Below are 23,563 nucleotides of genomic sequence, written 5' to 3' on the forward strand. Positions count from 1 at the left end.
GCTAAGCTTAGGTTACATATAATTCTTGGAATAGGGGGTCGATGGAAATAAAATTAGTACCCATTTATCGGATTAAAACCTATGTGCCACCTGAATATTTACAAAAAGTGATGGAGGGTATTCTGCAGGTTGATTCGTTGCGTTACGGAAATTATCAACAAGTCATGTGGCATTCAAATGGTGGGGCAGAACAGTTCGCTCCATCTGAGGATGCAATACCGACACAAGGTGATATTGGTGCGACAACAAAGCTAACATCCATACGCTTAGAGTTTTCTATTCCTAGAGAACAACCATTACTAGTGAGTATAATTGAAGAAGGGATCTATCCGAATCATCCCTGGGACGAACCTGTAATTCAAGTTGCAGAAGAGTTGGAAACGAGAAAATGGGAATAAGCGTCAGTTGGAATCATTTTGCATGCAGGGGAGGTTTCAGCATCCTTTGATTCTGTTGATATTTACACACATATTATTCCAATGTAACTACTTTATCTACGTACTGAAGTAGAGGAATGACACCTATGAAAATAGGTGTCACTTTTAGTTAAAGCAACTTTCAATTACGTTTACAATGATTTTTAACGTGGTATTACAAAAAATGTATTAATCATCTTGGAGGTAATTGATGTGAATGAAACAGGAAAAGAATCGAGAAAACGAAAACTAATTGATCACAAGATTTTTGCCCCTGCACTTATTATTATTATTGCAATCAGCATTCCATTATCCATGTATGAAGACGAATCGCTGCAATTATTAAATACTATTTTTGATAAACTTGTAGACGTATTTAGTTGGGGATATCTCTGGTATGGGCTTATTTTACTAGGAGCTGGACTCTACCTTTCATTTTCAAAATATGGAAAAGTTGTATTAGGTGATCCTACGGAAAAACCACGGTTTACTTTGTTTGAATATGCTTCTATTTTAATTGCGATGGGATTAGGATCCACCATTATGCGTACAGGCATAATTCAATGGGCAAATGTTGCAGTTGATCCACCTTTTGGTGTAGAACCGCAATCGACAGAAGCATTATTATGGGGGAATTCGTATAGTATGTTTCTGTGGAGTTTCCAAGTATTTGCTGTTTTTGTTATGGCTGCTCCAGCAATGGGGTATATTTTGCACGTGAAAAAACGTCCACTTATGCGTATCTCTGAAGCATGTCGTTCCATCTTTGGCGATCGCTTTACAGATGGTCTAGGTGGAAAAATTTTAGATATTATTTTTCTCATTAGTATTTTAGCAGGAGCAGCAGTGACCTTAGGATTGGGTGCGCCTATTGTGACATATAATCTGGCTGAATTATTAAATGTCGAATTAACTTTCGGATTAACCTTGATTGTGACCATTGTATGGGTATTTTTATTTTCAATAAGTGCCTATTTAGGAATAGAGCGTGGAATAAAACGATTAAGTACATTGAATATGTATCTAGCTGGGGCATTTGCTTTATTTATTATGTTTGTAGGTCCAGGAGTTTTTATTCTTAATTACTTTACAGACAGTGTTGGTTTTTTATTATCGCATTATATTGATATGTCATTTCATACAAATGCTTTAAATCCTGGGGAATCCTCCCATATTGAAAGTCATACTATATTCTGGTTTGCTTATAATGCGACATGGGCAATGTTGCATAGTGTTTTTGCAGCAAAAATCTCTCGTGGTAGAACGATTAAAGAGATGATTTTAACATACCTTATGGCACCAACATGTATTTCTTGGATTGCGACTGGTGTTCTTGGTGGTCTTGGTATACACAGCTATCAATCGGGTGAAGTGCCGGTGTTAGATATCGTCTCTAATCAAGGTGCAATGACAGCGATCCCGGCAATTTTAACATCATTGCCATTATCGAATATTATTCTAGTGTTGTTTATTGTCATCGCAATGATTTTCTTAACCACAACACTAGATTCAACTACTTATACGATTGCTTCCTATGCGGGTACTGAAAATATGAGTAAAGCAGAGCCATCAAAGCATCTTCGGATTATTGTAGCTGCGGTAATCGCTGTGTTATCACTTATTTTAATGAGAATCGGTGGTTTAGCACCATTAGAAGTCGTCTCAGGTTTGATGGGAATACCGATAATTGCAATTCAGTTACTAACCATTTATGCAGCTAAAAAAATGATCGATGAAGATAAAGCTTGGCAAACAAATGTGAGAGCAAAGAATAAGTAATAAAAACTTCTCGTTGGTGGGACGATACTGCCAAATGAGGATTAGTCTTTCTGAATGTGCTCGTTTCAGTAGAATTCTGCTTATTAGCATACAGATGAGGTCACGCTATTATAATCGTTTTATTAGTATCGTATTATTGGTATACTCTAAGTGACAAGCTAGAAAAAATGGTAAAGTAAAGAATTCACTTATAAAAGGAGAGTGTGCTCATATTGGTTGGCGTAGAAATTGATATGGTTGTTAAAGATAGTTTAAAAGCATTGGAATTATACGAAAAGATATTTGACATTGAACGTGTTGAGGTTTCAGATTTACCCAAAGGTGAAAACGAAGTAATTTTTAGCCTTTACGGTGTACGCTTTCACATGTTGGATGAAAATGCTGAATTTCAATTGATTGCACCAACCCAAGATGACCCAAAAACAATTTGGTTCAATGTCTCTGTCCCTGACATCAATGAAACGTATACAAAGGCAATAGATTTGGAGTGCACGGAGATACAACCGGTCACGGAGCTACCTGACTACGGAGTATCAAATGCAATATTTATGGATGCTTTTGGATATGTATGGATGCTTCACCAAATCCATAAAGTAGTGAGTCATGAAGAACGTATAAGACTCTGGGAGGAAAAAAGGGGTCGTTAATATTGGGATGATAGAATAAAAAATTGGTTCTTCAGACAATGGGTGCAAATATCACTATACAAGAATAGAACTTCCAATTTTATGGAAGTTCTATTCTTTGCGTAAAATAACTATAACCTTAACAGGATCTAACTATTCATAAAGCCTATTCCCGAAGGAGTGAGTTTTTCATCAACTTAATCGGTTTATAAAGAATAAGAGGTATAGAAGTTCTACTCTTTCTCTTTATCCGCTAATCGTACAAATCCTTCTTGTTGTAAGTAATCTGCAGCGCTTCTGTATGTCTCAAACGTTCCATCAAGCATATCACCAGCATACACATTCCACAAATCAAAGTCATGTACCAAGGAAAGAGTTTGTTCTTCTCTATTTACCCATGTTTCTGTAAACGGTTCGGCTTCCGAAAGTGAATCAATCGATTGTTGGATAATATGACGCAGTTCCTGTTCGCTGAAATTACGAATATTAACCATCCCTTTAGCGTCCATTGGATATTCTTCACTAATCATTCCTGCATAAACAAACCCATTTCCATTTGGATGTAGACGATAGACAACAATCTGCTTATCCATCACACTCCCTTCATAATGAAAATTCACTCGACCAAGCGACACATGATGACGTGTTAACGCAGGAAAAGATTCAATAATTTTTAGTTTTTCTTCAAATGTAAGCATGTTACCTCCAACGACTTGTTATTGTTCAATTTTTCATTATAGCATGTAGCAGGTCTGAAAGACGAGAGAAAGCTAATTCTCAAGTACAAAACGTTATGTTCGTATTAAGGTTCAAATGTGATTCTCACCTCACCTATATTGGTGAAAATGGCATTATAAGTTCCTATTTCTACAGGTACGGGTGAAATAAACGTCCCAGAGGAAATTACCATTCCTTTTTTTAAGTAAACATTACGTTGAGCAAGTTTGCTTGTTAACCAGGCAACAGAGGAAGCTGGATTGCTAAGCACTGTCGCAGAAAGACCTTCATTTATTTTTTTCCCATTATGGTATAGATCCATATGTATGGTTCCTAACCTGTCAAAGTTAGGCGTATCAATAGGGGATGATAGAACAACATGACCTGTAACACCATTATCGCAAAGCAGATCAGTAAGATTAAAGTTTGGAAACCAATTTTTATATCGAGAATCAGGAATTTCCAGGCCAGCAGCAATGGTGCTATTTGCTATAATTTCATCTTCTTGAGCACCAAGTGATAAGTCATTCGTAAGTACAAACATTAATTCAGGTTCCACAAGCGGCTCATTCATTTCCGCAAGTGAAAGCTTTGATGCATGATGGAGAAGATTAGTGCTTGTTAATGTACCATAAGCTGGTTCGTGCGTATCTGCCAAAGCTTGTGTTTCTGGACTAGTCATACTTATTTTTATAACCTGCAATTTGCTCATTAAATAGTTTACATTTTTTTAGGATCAATTGATCTTGAACATCATAAGCTAAATTTTCATCCAAGGTATGATTGTTTCTAATAAAATCGATTGGAATCCTAGATTCATATGCTTGTAGTATCTTCTCGGCAACTAATTCTATATTTTTTGACAATCCAAACACTTCCTTTGTTATGAAATAGCAGTAGTAGTTTTTAAATATAACATACATATGATTTGAAATGTTTCTCTCTAAAAATATTTATTCATTTTCTAAATATAAGTCAACCAATATTGAAAAGTTAGAGCAGAAGGTTATATTCGTTATAAAAGAAAAGTAGAACCTTACCAATCGATGTATCTGTGCTTGATTACGTAATTTGGAAGTGAACAATTGTCACAAGTGGACGAGGCTGATTATGAGCGAGGTTTCAAGCTACTTGTAAATGATGAAGTGATTGCTCATCAGCAATTACAAGCGGAAAATTCGGGTATTTAATCTGTGTTATCCAATTCCTACAGCGTTAACAAAAGGGAAAAAAAAGTTGCTGGAGGTATATATGAAATTCGTGTATAAATCGATATGCCACTTTTAACATGGAATAGCTTAACATGCGTTAATAACTGCTACCTGATTGACTTTACTTCATATTCATTCAAGGAAAGGTGTACTAATAAAACGAGACCGCTGAAGAGCAGGTCTCGTTTTATTATAAAATAGCTTATAATCTTACTTGCTTCCCCCGTTTTATTCTTCTTTAAAACCATTTTTTATAAAGTTTCCAAGGTCGTTAAGTACCCCGATATCTTTAAAAATAACACCGATAATCAAGATCAGTGGACCTAGGAATATACCTACACCACCAAATATTTGCAGCCCTACAAATAGTGAAATTAGAATAGCCAGGGCATGGAGATTCAAGCTCGTCGATAATATTTTGGGTTCAATAATTTGTCGAACTGCTGCGGTGATTCCGTATAGTAAACCTAATCCAATGCCCATTCCTATATCTCCGGTAAACAACATATACACCGCCCAAGGAATCAAGATTGTACCAGAACCTAAATAGGGAATGATTTCTGCAATGCCAACGATAATTGCGATTGTCAAAGCGTGTTCAGCTTTTATTATTAACAGCCCAATGAAAACAATAAAAGAAGCGATAAACATTAAAATTATTTGTGCTCGAATAAATCCAAATACACGATGTTTAAGAATATTCCAGAATGAAGTTGCTTTTTCCATTATCGATGTAGGAATGCTTTGATGAGCGCGATAGAAAATACGTTCCCAATCCTTTCCGATAAAATAAAATGCAATAAATATAAATAAAATAGCAAGCAAAAAGGAAGGGACAATTATAAACAATTGTGTTAATCCATCAACTATGCTGCTGCCTATTTGGGTTAACGAAGCTGCTAAACGGTTCCCTAATGATGCGATGCTGTCCTGAAGTTGGGCTTGTTGTTTAGGTGTAAACACATCCATCGCATTTCCAATTTTTTGCCATAATGGAAAAATAGAATCATTAAAGAAATGCTGTGCCTGTGTAGATGTTGTTTGAATCCATTGTGGAAGCACTTCAGAAATTCTTCTTACTCCAAAGATGATTAAGAAAACAATTCCGGTAATTGCACCAAACAAAACTGCTAAACTGATTAGTAAAACAACAAATACGGCCAATCCATTAGGAACGCGTACTTTAGAACGGATCAACCGAACCAGCGGATAGAACATCCAAACGAGAAGAGCAGCTATCCAAAAAGGGTAGGATACTTTAAATATCCACGTAGCAACCCAAGAAAGTGAAAGTATAGAAAGAAGAACGATTGTAAATCGTAATATAATCATCGCATGGTCTCTTGTCATGATATGCCCGCCTTACATAGTAAATTCATTGATGTATACTATGATATCAGATAATTGGTTTGTAGAATATTTTCAAGTTCGTAAGGGAAATTATTTAAGAACAGGTGTATGATTGGTATACTACGATAATAAAATTTAATGGTCAATATCTAACGAAGTAAGGAATGATGAATCATTGGCACAAACACATATATTTACGAAAGGTGAGGAAATAGCAAATGCGATAACACATGGCATAGGCGCATTATTAAGTATAGCAGCTTTAATTGTGCTTATTGTATATTCATCCTTATATGGTACGGCATGGCATGTTGTTAGCTTTACAATATTTGGTACGACGATGGTGATTCTTTATTTCTCATCGACCCTCGTCCATGCCTTCCCACCAGGAAAAGCGAAAGATCTGTTTGAAATCTTTGATCATTCATCCATATATTTGTTTATTGCGGGTACGTATACACCATTTACTTTTCTAGTCATTCAAGGAACTTTAGGTTGGACAATGTTTGGCATTGTTTGGGGACTTGCAATTGCTGGAACCGTATTTAAAGCATACTTTGTAAAAAAGTATTTGTTTACTTCAACCATGCTTTACATTGCTATGGGGTGGATGGTGACATTGGGTTGGAATCAGATCATTGAGAATTTACATCCGGGTGGGGTAAAACTGCTAGTTGCTGGAGGTCTCTGTTATACGTTTGGGGCTGTCTTTTATGTTTGGAGAGGATTTAGTTATCACCATGCAGTTTGGCATCTATTCGTTATTGCTGGAACAACAGCTCATTTCTTTTGTGTATTACTCTATTTATTGCCAATAAATAGTTGAAGAAGAATGGAAGGGGTATAATAAAGCAAGAAAATTTTTATATACGATGTACGATGTAAGTAACTTCTTCTAAATAGAAATCTATTGCCTTAAACCTGACTAAGGAATGGATCCATGCTGTAAGTGTTGCTTGACGTATAAATAGGTAATAGAATGAAAATAAAAACAGAAAGAAGTGAGATACATGCTTACAGAAGCAGAGATGAAAGCAAATATGCAACGTTACTTAGATGGTTTCAATAAAAATGATCCTGAGAAGGTAATCTCCCTTTTCGCAGCGGATGCTCAGGTAGAAGACCCCGTAGGAAGTGAGAAACTAATCGGAAAAGGTAGCCTCGCAGATTTTTTTCGCCAGTCAGTAGCTTCCGTTAAGCAATTAAAATTAGAAGCTCCGATTCGGGGTTCACATGGTAATTCTGCAGCGATGGCTTTTAGCATTCATGTAGAAAAGGAGGGAATAAAGACCATTATTCATTGTATTGATGTCATGACTTTTAATGATGCAGGAAAAATAATTGATATGAAAGCATATTGGGGACCAGAAGACGCTCAACAATTGTAATTGATGATTTTAAACAAACAGCAATATGATGCGTAACGAGAAAATCAATACTTTAATCTAGGATAGATATTGTAATATGGCTTTCCAACTAGCTTTGGGATACCTCTATTATCATTATAAATAATATGTCTAAAGGAAGGATATCAATAATAGTATAAAGTAGGAGGAAGGTAAGACGTGAAAAACGCCCTTCTACTGAATCGCACAAGTTATTTAAGGGGTAATCATCATGGCTATTATTAGGGTGCTACGTGAACTGTTGAGCCGTTATTTTTCTTTTAAGGTATATGATCTGTCTGCACAAATGGCCTATTATCTTCTGTTGTCTATTTTTCCATTTCTAATCGTAATCTATTCTTTACTTCCATATCTTCCATTAAGTGAAGATTATATTATTGAATTGATTCGGCCATTTGCACCACAAGGGACATATAGTCTTATTGAGGGGACGGTATCAAATATATTAGCAAATCAGCAAATGGCTTCACTTAGTCTCTTAATTAGTGTTTGGCTGTCTTCCATGGGCGTACAATGTATGAAACGAATCTTCAATGATATCTATGCTATTGAAGAAAAAGAACCTTTCCTTAAGCAAATTGTAGAAGGTCTTTTATTAACAATCGGATTAATGTTTGCTATTTTATTCACGGTTGTCATTCCTGTTGTTGAACGTATCATGCGTCAATATTTGCAGGATGTTCATTTTATGGAACGATTTCAAGGATATTGGTTTGTCATTCAATGGGGAGTAGGGAGTGTATTTATTCTCATTTTCTTCATTGGTTTATACTATTTTGCCCCAAACCTTATATTAAGAGTAAGGCAAGTGTTGCCAGGAGCAATATTTTCAACGATCGGCTGGCAAGTTGTCTCTATTATATTTTCTACTGTTGTCAGTCATAATAATTATTCGGCTTTTTATGGGCAGTTAGGGAGCATTGTTATTTTAATGCTTTGGTTTTATTTTTCTGCAATGATCATAATTACTGGTGGATTGCTGAATACGATTATTTATCCAGTAACCTCCAGCGATCGAATTTGATACTGAACTTCGGATAAGTAATCATAAGCTATGTATGCATTCAACTATAAAATGCGCGTACAAATTCTGAAACTTCCCCATTAGGTGTACGTAGTCTAATGGGGTTTTTTAGGTTAAAAATAACATCATGATATTTGAATCTTGAGCCATATTGTTGAGGAAATGGATGTGGCATTGAAAAATTTACAGTTGTTCATACTTACGGTTTACAAGAACGAAGCCAGTTAGTTATATTAAAAGTAAGATTTGGAATAGGGGGGAAAGAGAATTGAAAATGGATGTGAGATACCCAATTGGTAAATTACAGGTTCCTGAAAAGGTAACATTTGAAAACATTAAAGAATGGTTAAAGCAAATCGAAACATACACGATTCGATTAGGGGATACTGTCAACGCATTAAGTGATGAGGAATTAAGCAAAACGTATCGTGATGGTAGCTGGACAGTTCGACAACTTGTTCATCATATTGCTGATTCTCAGTTGAACATGTACCAGCGTTTGAAGCTGGCTTTAACAGATGAGAGTCCAACAGTACCAGCCTTTGATGAAGAAAAATGGGCTATTCAACCGGATACAAAGCTTCCCGTAGAATGTTCTATAAAAATGTTGGAAGGTATCAATGAGCGCATCGTATCTTTGGGTCATCGTTTAACTAAAGAGCAGTTAGATCGAGCTTTTGTTCATCAGATGAATGGTAAAATAACAGTTGCAACAAAGGTTGCAAAATTAGCTTGGCATGAAGAGCATCACTTGGCCCATATAAAAATCGCATTATCAAAATAGCATCTTAGTTAAAAATTGGTTTATCAAACTTGATAAGCCAATTTTTAAAATGGGGAAAGAAAACAGTAGTTCTATTCAATGTCCTTGAAGGGGTGTATGTATGCGAAAGTTGTTTGTTTTACTTTGTTATTCTGGTGCTCTTCTATTTTTAGTTAGTGCTTGTGGAAACACAGACGAGGATGCTTCAGATTCTACAAATACTGCAGTGGGGCTTGGTCAGCGTTTTATTGAAGAATTATATAGTGTTGACAACTCTAGTTTTGATTATAATGGTATGACTGCTGAATCACTTATTCATGCTCAAAACGAATTTTCATCTTATTTTACAGAAAAGGAATTTGAAGAACTAGCAAACAAACGATTTTTTTTAATGCCATTAGAGGCGGCAAGCAATCAAAATAATACCATTTCCGTTCAAAATATTGAATTCGAAAAAACTGGCGGTGATCCAGAAGAAAGTAATTCACTTGATTTTGATCATTCCTTCACGTTGATATTTAAGGATCAAGAAGGAAACGAACAAGATAAGGTGAAGATTGAGGGGCAGATGACTGTTATAGATACAGAGAATGGATTAAAAATAGATAGATACCATGATAGTGAAATTCCTATTGAGAAGCTAAACCATTAAAGTTGCCATTATTGTGATAAATATCGGTGAGTTATAATGACACCAGATAAACCAGATAAGGACATAAATAGAGGGATCTTAATGATATAAATAGAAATTAGTAATAAAATTTACTAATAAGTTCTGTGTACCTTTATTATGGAGGAGATGAAATATATTGCAGGTTCAAGATGTTCTATTGGATCAGTTTTTAGCAAATGCCAATGACCCAAGCTGGTACCTTCCATTTACAGGATCAGTTCAAAATTTATCAGAGGAAGAAGCATTTTGGAGGCCTACTGAAGATAGTCATAGTATCGCTGAAATTGTACAGCATTTAATCTACTGGAATGAAACATGGCAAATAAGATACCAAAAATCAGATTTTAAAGCTGTTCCGTCTATGGAAGATAACAGTAAAAGCTTTATTGTTCCAGATCACAAAATGTTTCATGAATTAAGTGGGGAATTATTAGAGGTACTGTTACAATGGCAAGGTCTGCTTACAGAAAAACAACTCGAGAGGGATGTAAAGGGATTCCCTGTATCCGCTAAATGGTATGAGTTACTTGGAAATGCGATTACTCATAATGCCTATCATATTGGTCAAATTGTTTATATACGGAAGTTGCAAAAAGGTTGGAAGCGTAGTGATAAGTAATTTTATTAATTCTTCTACTAGTGGGGGTAGCAATTAGGCCATTTCATCTATTTTAGCGTATCCATCTTGAGACGGAGTGATTACTACAACTTAAGTTTATTGTTCAAGCTTTTTATTTAGGATATATTCAACTTAAAAAGAATATATAGAGAAGGTAATCATATGAAGAAGAAAAATAAAATGAGTCTCTTGAAAATGATTGGATTTTTTTTGCTATTCATCATTTTAATCAGTCTATTATGGTTCATTTCCCATCAGGCAATGAACATATATGAAAAAAATTATTATCCTCCCATTGGTCAATTAGTCCGAGTGGACGGAGATCGAATGCATGTCTATACGAAGGGGGAAGGGGAAAACACAATTGTGTTGCTGCCCGGTCTGGGGACAACTGCTCCTGCATTAGATTTCGAGCCATTGGTAGATGAAATATCTAAACAGCATAGGGTTGTAATCGTAGAACCATTTGGATATGGGTGGAGTGATATAACGAACAAAGAACGAACTGTAGAAAATATAGTGGAAGAGATTAGGTTCGCTTTGCAAAAAGCGAATATAGAAGGTCCATATATATTAATGCCTCACTCTATTTCAGGGATTTATAGTGTGTATTATTCAAATAAATATCCGGACGAGATCGAAGCAGTAATTGGAATCGATGCTACTTTGCCGAAAGCAACAGCGTATTTTAATGAAGATCTACCTGCAATGCCTAGTATTATGAGATATGTTGCACCGACAGGAGTGGCAAGGTTATTATTATATATCGAAGCAGATGCTTATCTTCCTTTAGCGGAGACCGGAACATACACCGAAGAAAACCTACAGAAAACGAAAGTAATATCTGCTTGGAAGGCTTATAACAAGAACGTTGTTGATGAAGCAAATGAACTAAATAATAATATTGATAAAACAGATAATTTGTCATTCCCGATAGATATGCCAGTTTTATTTTTTACTACTAAAAAAGATAACGTAAATGATGAAGGCAAATCAAATGTAACCTTTTATCAATCCCAGTTAACAAAATGTCCTTTGAGTAAAATAGTCACTATAGAAGGGCATCATTATCTTCACTGGACTCACTATAAAGAGATGAGCGTTGAAGTAAACGAGTTCACAGAATCATTTAATGATAAGTAAGTATTATCTTAGGGGCTTTCCTTCAGAAATGTCTTCCAAATGATCTGCACCTGTTTAGAATTGTAAGATTGTTGAAGAACACAAGAATGATTTATTATTATATAAATGTTTGGTACTATAAAACCATGAAAATAACTATGTTGATGTTATTTCTGCCTAAACAAACGTTAAATTATTTGAAGTAGTAGAGAATAGCCAGACGTCAGATTGAAGGTCAGGGAGGATAATATGATGAATCAACTTGGAACACTACATGGGTCAAATGGCCGTTATGCTATAAGATTTAAACGTTTTTTCTTTTATCAACCGAAAGAAGTTTTCCGTGTCATTACGAATCCCAGTTACTTCTCCCAATGGTACCCTTTTGCAACAGGGGAGATGAACCTTAGATTAGGAGGTAAGATTGCCTTTGATGATGGTGAAGGGACGACATATGAAGGTATCATAACAGAATTAAAGAACCCCCATACTTTTGAGTTCCGTGAAGTTGATGATCTTATACGAATCTCATTACTGGAAGAGGATGAAGGATGCCAAATGGTCTTCACCCACATTTTCGATGATAAGGAAATGGCAATGTATATTGCTGCAGGATGGCATAGATGTCTGGATGCACTTCAACAAATAGTTAACAGACAACCAGTTGAATGGAAAGATAATTCAGCTGAGTTAAGGAAATTATATCGAGAAGCATTTGATAGATTTTGATAAATAGTATAGAAAAATCGTTATAGGAAGTTTCATTCTATATAAGGGCGCAATTCCAGAATATGAATTGTGCTCTTTTATATTAATATGTTCTCATATAATAGAGGGGGATTTATTTCGTAGTGATAATCAAAATGAAACAAATATAACTAAAAGTCTAGTATGAAGAATATTTCAAAAGTCTGCTGAAGAGCTGCTAAATATCCCAATTTTCTTATACAGTAAGCGAGGGTTTTTGAAAGTGAAACATTATATATTTGTAAGCTTAGTAACGTGGTTGTGTTTCGGTTTAATACTATCTGCCTGTAAAAATCAAGAAGACTCTAACAATGATTACTTGTTACTAATGGGTGAAAGTGAAAGCTGGAACTTAAATAGTTATGAAATTGAGATAACACAAAAGGAGTTTAAAGCAGGCCATGGAACACTAAAAATGAAAAATAACAAAGAATACAATACAGATTCTTTTCAATTCGAAACACATGCTATCATTAATGACGAAGATAAAACGGTTCATTCTGGTTCGGTATCAGGGTTAGGGATTGACATAGCAGAAAAAACCACGGGAACCATTGAAGGTGGTACATACCTAAAGGAAAATGGGGAACTTATTTCACTTGACGACGTCAATGATATATATATGATTATTGAGTGGTGGAATCCGATCAAAAACAGAAAGGTTAAAGAACGGATCGATTTATATCATTCAAAAAATAAATCTATTAGTTACAGCAAACATGTTGAAAACAACGAGGGGGAGTAAATGGATCCGAATGATTTAAGAAGAATGAGGACCCAACAAATGGCTATTACAAATGGTTTATTAATCATTTTTCTAATGCTTCTTTTTGTTATTACCTGTATTATGGATGTATCACTTTTTGTATTTGTTGGTGTTTTCCTACTGATTCAATCAATTATGGACTTGTTAAAGGGGGAGTCTACAAACAAATTCATTCCTGTTTTTGAACAGATAACAATTTATGAGAAACAAAAGATGGGAAAAGAATGGCTTAAACAACGGAAAATGAGCTATATATGGAATTTTATCCTCAGCAGTTTTATGTTTTTGCAATACTACTTTTACAGGAATTCGGAAGAGGTTCTATTTGAAGTAGATGTTACTTTTATGTTCATAATCACCTTTACTGTTATTATTCTAGTAAACATTAGTCTCCTTCTACATTTCAGAAAAGTTGATAGAGCTAACTCAGAGGCAGATTTGCAAGGTTATACATGGAAAACAATTCTTCTATCTATTGCTATAGGTGCTGTACTTGGGCTTTTATTATTTTTTATTATTCTATTTTATATCCATTCATCTATCTCATATTTTAGTATAAAAGGAACTAATTAAAGTAACTGCTTGCTAATCCATGCTTAGACTGTCTAAATTAAATGGGCTTGTTTCTCAAATGCATAAATGTGCCTTTGTATCATTAATTACAAAAAGTGACGAAGAAAAGGGAGGGGGAAAAATGAGTACACATAAACTTTTAAATGTAATTGGTTTAGTAACAATAGTGTCAGTAATCATTTATTTTATGGCTTATAACCACGAATATAGTAAAGATAAAATCATTTCAGGATTAATTTTTTACTTAGCAGCAACCGTGATTTATTTTTTATTTGTGTATCTTTATCACAAAAGTAAACAGGGACAAAAACTCGTATTATATGGGTTAGGAATCATTACTTTGATTCTAATTTTTCTTATCTTAGGATGATGAAATTCAAAGCTTTTAGGGGGAAAGACATTATGTTTAAGAAAAGCTTGAGATTTAGTTTAATATATTTTGCCATATTAACTCTTTGGCAGTTATTTGAAAATAAAAAGGTTAATTGGTTTGATAATATAGGGATAGGTTTTACGATGTTTTTAATTCTTCTATTTTATAATTGGTCAAAAGTTCCTTATAAATGGAAGAAACGCAAAGAGGAATAAGTGCATCTGAAAAGAGGGGAAGCAGGAATAAGAATGAAGCTATTTTTTAAATCAACTGGGCCTGTTACCGGAATAAAAGGAAAGATTCTGGATGTAAATAGAGAGGAAAGGCCTTGTAAAGCTAAGTAAACTGTATGAACAAAGCTGAAGTTCTTATTTTCCTTGGATATAAAAAATAAAAACCCCAATTACTAAGTATAAAAATGAAGAAATTGGGAGTCTAGTGGTGACATAAAAAAGGTTTTAATTGTTGTTCGAAGGCTCTTGAATTCGACAATTGTGGAATGCTGTTATCTTCCATTCTCCTCTATTTTTTACGACAACATTTGTGTTAATTGACTCTCTCTCGTCTGAATCGTGATTAGGGTCAGCAAGTTTCACTTCTCCCTCGCCATGAACAATGGCTACATCGGAGGTCACAAATCGAGGTTGTAACTCCATAGTAGAGTCTAGTTCCATCTTAGACCCTTTAAGTGGACCATCAAAAAGCCATTGATGAACATCGGAAATTTGTTTTCTCCCTTTTAAGTGCTGACCCATGAACGTAACGTAATCTGCGTCTTCAGTAAAACAATCTCCATATAGTGTACCATCCCCTTTGTTCCACGCCTCACCAAGATTTAAAAATAAGGTCTCGATATCCATGATATCTTTTTGCTTTGCCATATTTGGTGAACCCCTTTCTGTATTAAATTTGAATGCACATACGCGGTGTGATATAGTGAAAAGTATCTTGATGAATCAATTATCTCGATTAATCAAGATAATTTTATTATATGTAGGGAGGTACATTATGTCAAGTAATCATTTTTCTTCCGCGGAACTTACTTCAACACAAAGAGAGTTGATCCATGAATTACGTCTAAACAGCGGACGAGCTGTTATGTTTCACGAACTCCTCTCAGATAAATTAGGTTTGAATGCCACCGATCACAAATGCCTAGATTTTCTAAATCGCAGTGGACCAGTAACTGCAGGGCAGCTTGCTCAATTGACTGGTTTAACTACTGGGTCAATTACCAGTGTAATCGACAGATTGGAAGCTTCGGGATATGTTGGTAGAGATAAAGATCCTAAAGATCGTAGACGTGTTATAATTAAGGTGGTTTCCGAAGAAATGGAGAAAATTTCACCTATGTTCCAATTAATCTTTGAATCCACTGTTAAGATTTTATCTCAGTACAACGAAAGAGAAACAAAACTTATTCACGATTTTATCAAGCAATGTAATGAAATGACTTTAACTGTTATGAATCAATTTAACCAAGGGGAAAACGAGTCTCGTAAATGTTAAAGAGCCGCCGTTTCATTACATATCGAATGAAGTAATTTAAACTGTGTTAAATAAAGGTTTTTCATTTATACTAGAAATAAATCTAAGGGGAATGTGGAAGTGCATACTAATGTATGATTATTTAAAATCAGATTGTAATAATTGTTTTGGTTTATGTTGTGTAGCCTTACCTTATGCCAAATCGGCAGATTTTCCATTCAATAAAGACGGCGGAGAACCATGTCGAAATTTATGTTTAAATAATCGTTGTAGTATACATGATCAATTGAGAGAAAAAGGGTTTCGTGGTTGTGTTACTTATGAATGCTTTGGAGCAGGACAACATGTATCACAGAATATCTATGATGGTGGTGATTGGAGAAATAACTTAGAGCGTGCTAAAGAAATGTTTGCGGTATTTCCAATCGTTCAACAACTACATGAAATGCTTTGGTATCTCAATCAAGCTCTAAGCTTAAGGGAAACACAGTCATTTCATTCAAGTCTGCAAAACATTTATAAGGAAACGTTAAAATTAACGAAGAGAGCGCCTGAAGAAATTTTAACGTTAGACATTGCTGCACATAGAAGTAAAGTTAATGTTTTATTACTGAAAACAAGTGAATCGTATCGTATAGATCTAATTAATAAAGGTCAAAAGAAAAGAATAAAGAAAGGTTTAGATTACTTGGGAGCAAATCTAAAAGGGGAAGATTTACGAGGGATTAGTTTTCGAGGAACACTATTAATAGCAGCTGATTTAAGTCATGCTGATCTAAGAAAAGCTGATTTTATTGGTGCTGACCTCAGAGATGCAGACCTAAGTCATGCGAACCTAGCAGATGCTATTTTTCTGACACAATCTCAAATAAATTCAGCTAATGGAAATATCCATACGAAAATACCAAGCTTCTTAGAAAAACCAGAACATTGGTTGAAATAAAATTGCGTCACCGCATAACTATTATCGAACCATTTTTTAATTACAATCTTAAACAAAAAGGCGGAATAAGTTTTTAGTATAGAAAGGTCTATCTGAAATAAGGGGCAGCACCTCTATTGCTTATAGGGCCATGTTGTAGAGGAGACTTAATTTTATTTCTTGGGAGGAAGCACTGGTGAAACTAGTTCGAATAATTTTGGCGATAGTCGGGATCGCTTTATCCAGTTATGGTTTGATAACTGGTAAAACTGGAATAATATTACCTTATGTTTTATTGTCAATGGGAGTCATGCTTCTTGTAATGGGGATGACTGAATTTCAAAAACGAAAACCAATCGCTTTTACAACATTCCTTGCAGCTGGATTTAGTCTTTTCGTTGGAATCTATACTTTATAAAGCGATCGGTCACTTTTCCTGCATAAGGATCCGTGCTCTATTTTAGAGCCATATTGAATAATATAGGGAGTCACGTTTATGATAGAAAACGTAAAGAATTGGAAACATCCTTCCATATTGTTGTCTTCGATTGGAATTTCAAATATCGGCGACTTTATATACTTAGTAGCGATAAACATCATTGTTTTTCAGCTTACCAATTCAGCAGCGGCGGTTGCAGGGCTTTGGATTATCGGTCCAATAACGAATATCATAACAAAATTCTGGACAGGTAGTTTTATCGATTATCGAAGTAAGCGGAAAGTAATGGTGATAACTTACATCGTTAGAGCGGTGTTCATCGGTATGATTCCATTTACTTCAAACATGGTAATAATCTACGGGATTCTCGTTGTTTTAAGTGTGGCAAATGCTTTTTTTTATCCATCATCAATGACATATGTTACACTGCTCGTTTCGAAAGAAAAAAGAAAGCGCTTCAATTCAATTCGTTCATTTGCGAGTTCTGGAGCATTTATTATCGGACCTGCGATCGGTGGTTCGCTTATATTATTAACATCTGTGGAAACAACATTATGGCTCAATGCAACATTATTTGTTATCTCTGCGATTTTGTTATTTTTTCTCCCTGAAATTGAAAACATTGATAAAGGAACCATACCGACATTGACAGTTTCACAAGTAATTCATGACTTTAGGGTTGTTGGTAAGTTTATTTTTAACCATAAATATGTATCTTTTATTTATTTTGGTTTTATGATGATCATGATTTTTTCATTTGCCATGGATACACAAGAAGTTGTTTTTACTCAACAAGTAATTGGACTTTCTGAATTTGATTATAGCTTGTTAATTAGCATAACCGGGATTGGTTCTGTTGTTGGTGCCATTTTTCTGTCGATTTTTTCGAATACATTTTCACTCAGGTATATGATTTCAATTGGTCTAATCATGATGACTATTGGTTATGTCATCTATGCATTCTCGTGGTCTTTTTCATCAATTGTTGTCGGCTTCGTAATCTTGGGCTTTTTTAACGTGTTCTTAAATGCAGGAATGATGACTTTCTATCAAAACAACGTCCCTGTTGAAGTAATGGGAAGAGTCACAAGTATTTATCAGTTAGTCCAAAGTGCTATTCAGGTAATTTTTGTTCTTGCCATTGGAGTTGTAGCAGATTTTGTTCCCTTGCGGATTACGATTGTCACCTTGGCACTTGTTATGTTAATTTTATCTTTTATCTTTTCAATTTTAGTGCTAAAGCCAAATAAAAAATCGATTTACCGAGAAGACGATAGAGGAAAAGAGAAATTATATAAAGTAGTAAGTAGTAAAATAGATTGTTAAATCAAAAGGCCACTTAACATAAAAACAAACAGGTTATGAATAGCGCTTTGTTAAGTATATGAACGTATGAAATCGCAGATGGATCCAACAACTATAACTAATTTAAATTCCTTGCCCCTGACGTTACGTTAGGGGTTATGCTATGTATAAAAGATATGATGGAGGGGAGGTAATGATGGAGAAAAAAGCGTATGATACACCGAAAGTGATTTAGTTAAGCTACAAGACACAAAACCTGCTTCCTGTAGATACATTTTCCATTGTTGCACCTAAACCTAAGGGTGTGGAAATGTCCATTACGACTCAGGAATTTAAATGTATCACTTGTGAACCACTCTATCGTTTAAGTTGACGGTTAATTGAAGGAAAGCAGCATTATCTGTCAAGAATGTTTAAAGGAGTAGACTAAACAAGTGCTACAAAAAATCAATAACGTTTTGAGTTAAAAGTTTAGGGAAGATATTTATTGATTAAGAAGTATTTGAATGCCGTTTGAAAAACAGTGTTTATAAAAGACTTAAGAATCAGTATAACTGTAATTGGAATTAAAATTAGGTTCCTGTTTTTAAAGGGAAGTTAGTTTTACCGTTTTCATGTTATAAATCTTTTGGAGTTAAGGATGGTATGGAAATGAATAATCAAGAAAAAAAGAAGCAAAATTACAATTCAGAAATTGATATTGATATTGGAGACCATGAAATTATTATTAAAAAACGTTATGAATTCTACTACACGTTGAATGACATTCTTATTGCCGTTTGGTTTATAATTGGAAGTACGTTCTTTTTTTGGGAAGGTACTAAAGAGGCAGGAACATGGTTATTCCTTATAGGAAGTCTTGAACTTCTTATTCGACCGTTCATTCGTATTAGTCGAAATATCCATTTGCAACGCATTAGTACCAATGGTTCCGATTCATCCGCAAATGACTGGAAGATTTCAGAGATGATGGAAGAGACACAACAAAAAGTTAACAGCCTTGAAAGAGAAATCAGAAATCTAAAAAACAATAACAAATGATGTGATATTAACATTAAGGGGATCAAGAAAGGGATAAGGACTTGCACCAGCTTTACATTAATGTGAGAACGAGTAGACTAAATGAAGTCTACTCGTTTTTCATTCGCCAATAGACTGGTATTAACAGAAAAAATTAAGTCGAAATAATTCATCCATTTAATTGAGAATCATTATCATTTATAGTATATTAGATAATAACAATACAAATTCAATAAGTAAGGAGAATATATCATGCAAATATACTGGACTAAAATAAATAAGATTATTGAAGAAACGCCTGAGGTTAAAACGTACATGCTAGATTGCCCGGAAGACTTTACATGGGAAGAAGGTTCACACACCCACTTTGCAATGGAAGGATTTAATGCCGGAGAGAAACCAAACCGGAGCCTGGTTCGCCACATGTCCATCTCCACTTTGCCCTACGAAAATTCCATCGGTATTACAACGCGTATCAGAGAGCAGTGCTCTGAGTTTAAAATAATTTTAAGAAATCTTGAGGTCGGCAGTGACGTTGCCCTATTTAAAACGCATTCGAATGTACCATTGAAAAGAGAAGATAAAAATGTGTACCTGCTGTCATCAGGTGTTGGCCTGGCAACTTTCAGACCGTTAGTACTTGATTATTTCGAGCGTGCTGACAACGTTAATCAAATGCATTCATTGAACATCGATTCATCAAGTAATTTCTTATTCACTGACATATTTAAATCTGCACCTGACAAGCAGTTCACATCACATTTCGTTGATAACCGTAAAGACTACTATAATGAAGTGAAAAATCTTGCTGCGGACAAGGACGGCCTCTTCTATGTTGTCGGCAGCGACGAATTCCTCGTGCAGAATATTGAAGTATTGCATGATCAAGGGATCAAGCCGAAACAAATTATGCTAGACAAGCATGAACAACAACTGCCTGAGTTTTTGTCATTTGATTTGTCAATTTAAGTGAGACAAAATAGTTTCTTCGTAATCACTAAAAAGATGTTCCATTAAAGCGTAGCAGATAATCAATGAAAGGGTGGCTACATGGGTGTTTTTTAAAGAAAAGGGTGCATATCCGGAGGAGGGATATGCACCTTTTTTGCATGAAAGAGTCAGATTGTTGAAGGAATTTTTTGATCGGACCAGATTTGTTTGGAAGATTAAGTTGAAAAATTGCTGATTTTACTGTTAAATAAACAAATATAAAATTTTAAAAGGAGGAATCCCATATGAATAAAAGACAGTGGAGAGTAGGAATTTTTTTATTTGATGATGTAGAGGTTTTAGATTTTGCAGGTCCATTTGAAGTTTTTTCTGTAACAACATTAGAACATGATGTAAAGCCTTTTATTGTTGAAACGGTATCCGAAAAAGGCAACTTAGTATACGCTCGAAATGGTTTAAAGATACAACCAGATTACAGCTTTGATTATATACCACAATTTGACATTCTCATCATTCCTGGCGGACTAGGGGCAAGAGAACGAGAAATACATAATGAGATTGTAATAAAGTGGATTGTAAATCAAATGCAAAAAGTTCAATTAATGACATCTGTATGTACAGGTGCCTTACTGCTAGCAAAAGCAGGTTTACTACAAGGAAAAAAATGTACAACGCATTGGGCAAGTCTTGATAGACTAGAAAAAGAATTTCCGGAAGTAGAAGTACAGCAAGGAGTTAAATTCGTAGATGAAGGAGATTTAATTACATCTGGAGGAATTTCAGCAGGGATTAATATGTCTTTTCATATAGTAAAACGATTACTAGGTTCCAAAATAGCTCAAAGCACGGCTAACAGAATGGAATACGATATGGTCATTTAAATCATTAATAACAATCGAATACGCTGATCGAATCGTGCATCCTTCTGAATAGGTCAATTAGGAAGGAAGGATTTTTACATTGAAGATTGAGCATTTCTTAGTGAGATTGTAATTAAAAAATTGGAGGTCTGATAATGAAAATAAGATTAGTCCATGAAGAAGAATATAGTTTTATTGAAGACTTTGTATATGAGATATTCCAAAATACCAATTATTCGGACGGAGTAGCTGAAAAAGCGTTAGTAAGAGAGATCCGAGAAAAACACTATTATATTCCCCAGCTTGATTTAGTGGTTGAGAAAGAAGGTGTGATCATAGGTCACTTTATCCTATCAAAACTTCCAATTAGTAATAAGTATAAAAATAAGATATTGATGCTATCCCCAGTTTCAGTAGCAATTAATCATCAACGTCAAGGAGTTGGTAAGTATATGTTGCAGGAAGGTATTAAATTAGCTGCTAAACTGGGATATAAGGGAATAATTGTTGAAGGAGATAATCATTACTATCATCGCTTTGGATTTAGAACATCAACTGATTTCGGAATATATGCATCCGAGAAAAATCTTCCACCTTCTGAAGAGAATTTAATGGCTATGGAGTTATGTGAAAATGGTTTGGCCAATATTTCAGGTGAAGTGGATTATTCGATTTATGATGCATTGAGACATTGACAAGCAGTACGCAAGTTCCTTTTTTATTTTTTGTATTCATTTTTTGATCTAATTCATTTCCGTAAACGGAATTTTTGTGGATGATCATAGGAAGAGAATGATCAAACTAAAGTTAGTTGTTGGCTTCGCACAGTTGCCTATGCCCTAGAAAAAATACGTTTTAACGAACTTTCTGGATTTAAAAACGATATAAAGTTAGAAGAAGCTTTGTTGACAAACACAGAGCTTCTTCTTTGTTGTATTTTTCCTAATAATGTTTTTTCCTTTATTTATTTTCGGGTATAACTTCCACAGCGATTATCTGTGTGATTTGGCTTCGATTGAAGTTATTGTCTGAAACCAAAATTAAGGTTTCATTTCCGTTTGGAAGCTTTTTGCCCCAGCTCATTGCCTCTACATTGTCCACTTTATCAAGGCCAAGGGTATTTAAGTTAACGACCAGTTCCTTCTGCAATGGATTGATATTCTCTTTGTCTATTGTTTCCATGCTGCTGATGTCCGTTGCTCCGTTTACATTTATTTTATAAACCCTTATATCGTTGCTAAAGCTACCATCTTCTGCTTGAATACTGGCACGTTCTAGCACTAAAAGTTCCTGATCATTGATAGCTAAAATCTCAGTCACACCATTGTCTGCATGCTTGCCTTCGCCTGGTTGTTCAGGAATAGCATCAATCGGGTAGGCATATTCACCCAATGTATTCCCATTTCTGTCATACTGGGTGATACGTGATAATGATCCTGATCTAGTTGTTGGGATGGAATCATCTTGCAGGAGCGGCCCTTCCATTGCCGTCCAGTAAGTTTTCCCATCCGCAGAGAATGTGCTTCCCTCCAATGCTAAGTTATTCCGAAAGCCTCTTTCATTTTGTTCATCCATTTTTATAGTCCCTGTTAAAGGCAATTCGGAAAGAAAGCCGCCATTTGGTGTGGCTTGATGAACCAATGGATCCAAACCAAGGGAACGATCGCCTTCACTCGTATACCAGATACTGCAGTCCATTGGATCAAAGCGAATGGACTCTGGGTCTAAAACAATGCCATCTGCACCGTTAAGATACTGATTTTTATTCGGATAAACGGTCTCATCTGACTGTTTTAAGTAATTTACATCAACGAATCGAATTTTTTGAATATCTCTGGAATTGTAGTTCACTCTTGCTTCATAAAATCTTGCTGGATTATGGGCAGACCTATCATCGCTAATAATTAGCCATTTATTGTTGTAAGGGTTGTACGTGATACCGGAAAAACCGCCAACCACCGTCCCTTTGTAGGTCATTTCATGCGGGAGATTATAGGAGCCGATTAATCTTACATGGTTAATAGTTCGGGCCTGCTCTTCTTTTTTCTTGCTACCTAATTGCATGGCGGATTGAATTTCTTGGCTGCCGTTGGTTACTGAGTGAGATAGTGCAGAGGTCATCACTGCGTTTTGCCCTGAAAGGAACAAAGCTATCAAACCCATCAATACATACTTGCAAAACTTAATCATAACATCACTCCTCTATTAAACTATGATTGAAAACCATTATAGCGGAATGATATTAATAGTATTTAACTTTTTATTATAAATTGTGTAAAGCTAGAGTTAGGACTCCTTATACTTATGAACTTGAAGAAGGGGAAATAGAAATAACAAAACTGAGAAAAAAACGATTGAATAAAAGTAAGTAATTCTAATGAAGGAGTAGTACAATAAAAAAAATTAATACTTA

At 35.0% G+C, this 23,563-nt stretch carries 29 protein-coding genes; 23 read left to right on the top strand and 6 right to left on the bottom strand.

Annotated elements, in window-relative coordinates; all coding sequences use genetic code 11:
• Nucleotides 1-41: 41 nt before the first annotated feature.
• The 3 genes from JKP73_RS20280 to JKP73_RS20290 all read left to right on the top strand — a co-directional run bounded on the left by JKP73_RS20280 (nt 42) and on the right by JKP73_RS20290 (nt 2,842).
• Nucleotides 42-398 (top strand): YqfO family protein, encoded by a 357-nt coding sequence (locus tag JKP73_RS20280; protein WP_021292373.1) that lies wholly within the window; start codon nt 42-44, stop codon nt 396-398.
• A gap of 231 nt (nt 399-629) precedes the next feature.
• Nucleotides 630-2,195 carry a BCCT family transporter gene (locus tag JKP73_RS20285; RefSeq protein ID WP_021292374.1) on the top strand — a complete coding sequence of 522 codons (1,566 nt, stop codon included), beginning with the start codon at nt 630-632 and terminating at the stop codon, nt 2,193-2,195.
• Nucleotides 2,196-2,407: 212 nt separating this feature from the next.
• Complete coding sequence (locus tag JKP73_RS20290) at nt 2,408-2,842, top strand: VOC family protein (protein ID WP_021292375.1); 435 nt, start codon at nt 2,408-2,410, stop codon at nt 2,840-2,842.
• A 212-nt stretch (nt 2,843-3,054) separates the two neighbouring features.
• Here the strand turns inward: JKP73_RS20290 and JKP73_RS20295 are convergent, their stop codons facing one another.
• The 4 genes from JKP73_RS20295 to ytvI form a co-directional block, all read right to left on the bottom strand.
• Nucleotides 3,055-3,519 (bottom strand): hypothetical protein, encoded by a 465-nt coding sequence (locus JKP73_RS20295; protein WP_038245595.1) that lies wholly within the window; start codon nt 3,517-3,519, stop codon nt 3,055-3,057.
• A gap of 104 nt (nt 3,520-3,623) precedes the next feature.
• Nucleotides 3,624-4,220: a 2-keto-4-pentenoate hydratase gene (locus tag JKP73_RS20300; RefSeq protein ID WP_234447148.1), complete on the bottom strand. Its 597-nt coding sequence runs from the start codon at nt 4,218-4,220 to the stop codon at nt 3,624-3,626.
• Nucleotides 4,213-4,404: a hypothetical protein gene (locus tag JKP73_RS23265; protein ID WP_234447149.1), complete on the bottom strand. Its 192-nt coding sequence runs from the start codon at nt 4,402-4,404 to the stop codon at nt 4,213-4,215. The genes JKP73_RS20300 and JKP73_RS23265 overlap by 8 nt, the downstream gene beginning before the upstream one ends.
• A 573-nt stretch (nt 4,405-4,977) precedes the next feature.
• On the bottom strand, nt 4,978-6,099 hold the full coding sequence (gene ytvI / locus JKP73_RS20305; RefSeq protein WP_038245592.1) for a sporulation integral membrane protein YtvI: 1,122 nt from the start codon (nt 6,097-6,099) through the stop codon (nt 4,978-4,980).
• Between the two features lie 175 nt (nt 6,100-6,274).
• Here ytvI and trhA point away from each other — a divergent pair, with 175 nt between their 5' ends.
• From trhA to JKP73_RS20365, 12 genes are all read left to right on the top strand, one after another.
• On the top strand, nt 6,275-6,925 hold the full coding sequence (gene trhA, locus JKP73_RS20310; RefSeq protein ID WP_021292380.1) for a PAQR family membrane homeostasis protein TrhA: 651 nt from the start codon (nt 6,275-6,277) through the stop codon (nt 6,923-6,925).
• Nucleotides 6,926-7,109: 184 nt separating this feature from the next.
• Nucleotides 7,110-7,487 (top strand): steroid Delta-isomerase, encoded by a 378-nt coding sequence (locus JKP73_RS20315; protein WP_038245590.1) that lies wholly within the window; start codon nt 7,110-7,112, stop codon nt 7,485-7,487.
• A gap of 229 nt (nt 7,488-7,716) precedes the next feature.
• Entirely contained in the window at nt 7,717-8,529 is an 813-nt protein-coding gene (locus JKP73_RS20320; RefSeq protein ID WP_021292382.1) for a YihY/virulence factor BrkB family protein, read from the top strand.
• Between the two features lie 274 nt (nt 8,530-8,803).
• Entirely contained in the window at nt 8,804-9,313 is a 510-nt protein-coding gene (locus tag JKP73_RS20325) for a YfiT family bacillithiol transferase (protein ID WP_031335794.1), read from the top strand.
• A 100-nt stretch (nt 9,314-9,413) separates the two neighbouring features.
• Complete coding sequence (locus JKP73_RS20330; RefSeq protein ID WP_021292384.1) at nt 9,414-9,944, top strand: hypothetical protein; 531 nt, start codon at nt 9,414-9,416, stop codon at nt 9,942-9,944.
• 154 nt (nt 9,945-10,098) lie between these two features.
• On the top strand, nt 10,099-10,584 hold the full coding sequence (locus tag JKP73_RS20335; protein WP_031335795.1) for a DinB family protein: 486 nt from the start codon (nt 10,099-10,101) through the stop codon (nt 10,582-10,584).
• Nucleotides 10,585-10,746: 162 nt separating this feature from the next.
• Complete coding sequence (locus JKP73_RS20340) at nt 10,747-11,727, top strand: alpha/beta fold hydrolase (RefSeq protein ID WP_021292386.1); 981 nt, start codon at nt 10,747-10,749, stop codon at nt 11,725-11,727.
• 231 nt (nt 11,728-11,958) lie between these two features.
• The gene (locus JKP73_RS20345; protein ID WP_021292387.1) at nt 11,959-12,435 is read left to right on the top strand and encodes an SRPBCC family protein; all 477 of its coding nucleotides are present in this window, start codon (nt 11,959-11,961) and stop codon (nt 12,433-12,435) included.
• 241 nt (nt 12,436-12,676) lie between these two features.
• Nucleotides 12,677-13,198 (top strand): hypothetical protein, encoded by a 522-nt coding sequence (locus tag JKP73_RS20350; protein ID WP_234447150.1) that lies wholly within the window; start codon nt 12,677-12,679, stop codon nt 13,196-13,198.
• The gene (locus JKP73_RS20355; RefSeq protein WP_038245587.1) at nt 13,199-13,792 is read left to right on the top strand and encodes a hypothetical protein; all 594 of its coding nucleotides are present in this window, start codon (nt 13,199-13,201) and stop codon (nt 13,790-13,792) included.
• Nucleotides 13,793-13,913: 121 nt separating this feature from the next.
• A complete protein-coding gene (locus JKP73_RS20360) occupies nt 13,914-14,162 on the top strand; it encodes a hypothetical protein (protein ID WP_038245585.1) in 249 nt (82 codons plus the stop codon).
• A 32-nt stretch (nt 14,163-14,194) separates the two neighbouring features.
• Entirely contained in the window at nt 14,195-14,380 is a 186-nt protein-coding gene (locus tag JKP73_RS20365; RefSeq protein WP_021292390.1) for a hypothetical protein, read from the top strand.
• A gap of 243 nt (nt 14,381-14,623) precedes the next feature.
• Here JKP73_RS20365 and JKP73_RS20370 read toward each other — a convergent pair whose 3' ends face one another.
• Entirely contained in the window at nt 14,624-15,046 is a 423-nt protein-coding gene (locus tag JKP73_RS20370; RefSeq protein WP_200411743.1) for an SgcJ/EcaC family oxidoreductase, read from the bottom strand.
• A gap of 127 nt (nt 15,047-15,173) precedes the next feature.
• Between JKP73_RS20370 and JKP73_RS20375 the strand changes: the two genes are divergently transcribed.
• The 8 genes from JKP73_RS20375 (at nt 15,174) to JKP73_RS20410 (ending at nt 21,845) form a co-directional block, all read left to right on the top strand.
• Complete coding sequence (locus tag JKP73_RS20375; RefSeq protein ID WP_200411744.1) at nt 15,174-15,674, top strand: MarR family transcriptional regulator; 501 nt, start codon at nt 15,174-15,176, stop codon at nt 15,672-15,674.
• Between the two features lie 109 nt (nt 15,675-15,783).
• Nucleotides 15,784-16,596: a pentapeptide repeat-containing protein gene (locus JKP73_RS20380; protein ID WP_200411745.1), complete on the top strand. Its 813-nt coding sequence runs from the start codon at nt 15,784-15,786 to the stop codon at nt 16,594-16,596.
• 175 nt (nt 16,597-16,771) lie between these two features.
• Entirely contained in the window at nt 16,772-16,993 is a 222-nt protein-coding gene (locus JKP73_RS20385) for a DUF3953 domain-containing protein (protein WP_021292395.1), read from the top strand.
• 78 nt (nt 16,994-17,071) lie between these two features.
• Complete coding sequence (locus JKP73_RS20390) at nt 17,072-18,340, top strand: MFS transporter (RefSeq protein ID WP_200411746.1); 1,269 nt, start codon at nt 17,072-17,074, stop codon at nt 18,338-18,340.
• A gap of 630 nt (nt 18,341-18,970) precedes the next feature.
• Nucleotides 18,971-19,360 (top strand): YrhK family protein, encoded by a 390-nt coding sequence (locus tag JKP73_RS20395; protein ID WP_021292397.1) that lies wholly within the window; start codon nt 18,971-18,973, stop codon nt 19,358-19,360.
• 231 nt (nt 19,361-19,591) lie between these two features.
• Nucleotides 19,592-20,308 (top strand): ferredoxin reductase domain-containing protein, encoded by a 717-nt coding sequence (locus JKP73_RS20400; RefSeq protein ID WP_038245582.1) that lies wholly within the window; start codon nt 19,592-19,594, stop codon nt 20,306-20,308.
• Between the two features lie 266 nt (nt 20,309-20,574).
• Nucleotides 20,575-21,171: a DJ-1/PfpI family protein gene (locus tag JKP73_RS20405; RefSeq protein WP_021292399.1), complete on the top strand. Its 597-nt coding sequence runs from the start codon at nt 20,575-20,577 to the stop codon at nt 21,169-21,171.
• A 134-nt stretch (nt 21,172-21,305) separates the two neighbouring features.
• A complete protein-coding gene (locus tag JKP73_RS20410; RefSeq protein ID WP_021292400.1) occupies nt 21,306-21,845 on the top strand; it encodes a GNAT family N-acetyltransferase in 540 nt (179 codons plus the stop codon).
• Nucleotides 21,846-22,110: 265 nt separating this feature from the next.
• Here JKP73_RS20410 and JKP73_RS20415 read toward each other — a convergent pair whose 3' ends face one another.
• Entirely contained in the window at nt 22,111-23,340 is a 1,230-nt protein-coding gene (locus JKP73_RS20415) for an esterase-like activity of phytase family protein (RefSeq protein ID WP_101953559.1), read from the bottom strand.
• Nucleotides 23,341-23,563 lie beyond the last annotated feature (223 nt).

The organism is Virgibacillus salexigens, assembly GCF_014905415.1.
Classification (GTDB): domain Bacteria; phylum Bacillota; class Bacilli; order Bacillales; family Amphibacillaceae; genus Virgibacillus; species Virgibacillus salexigens.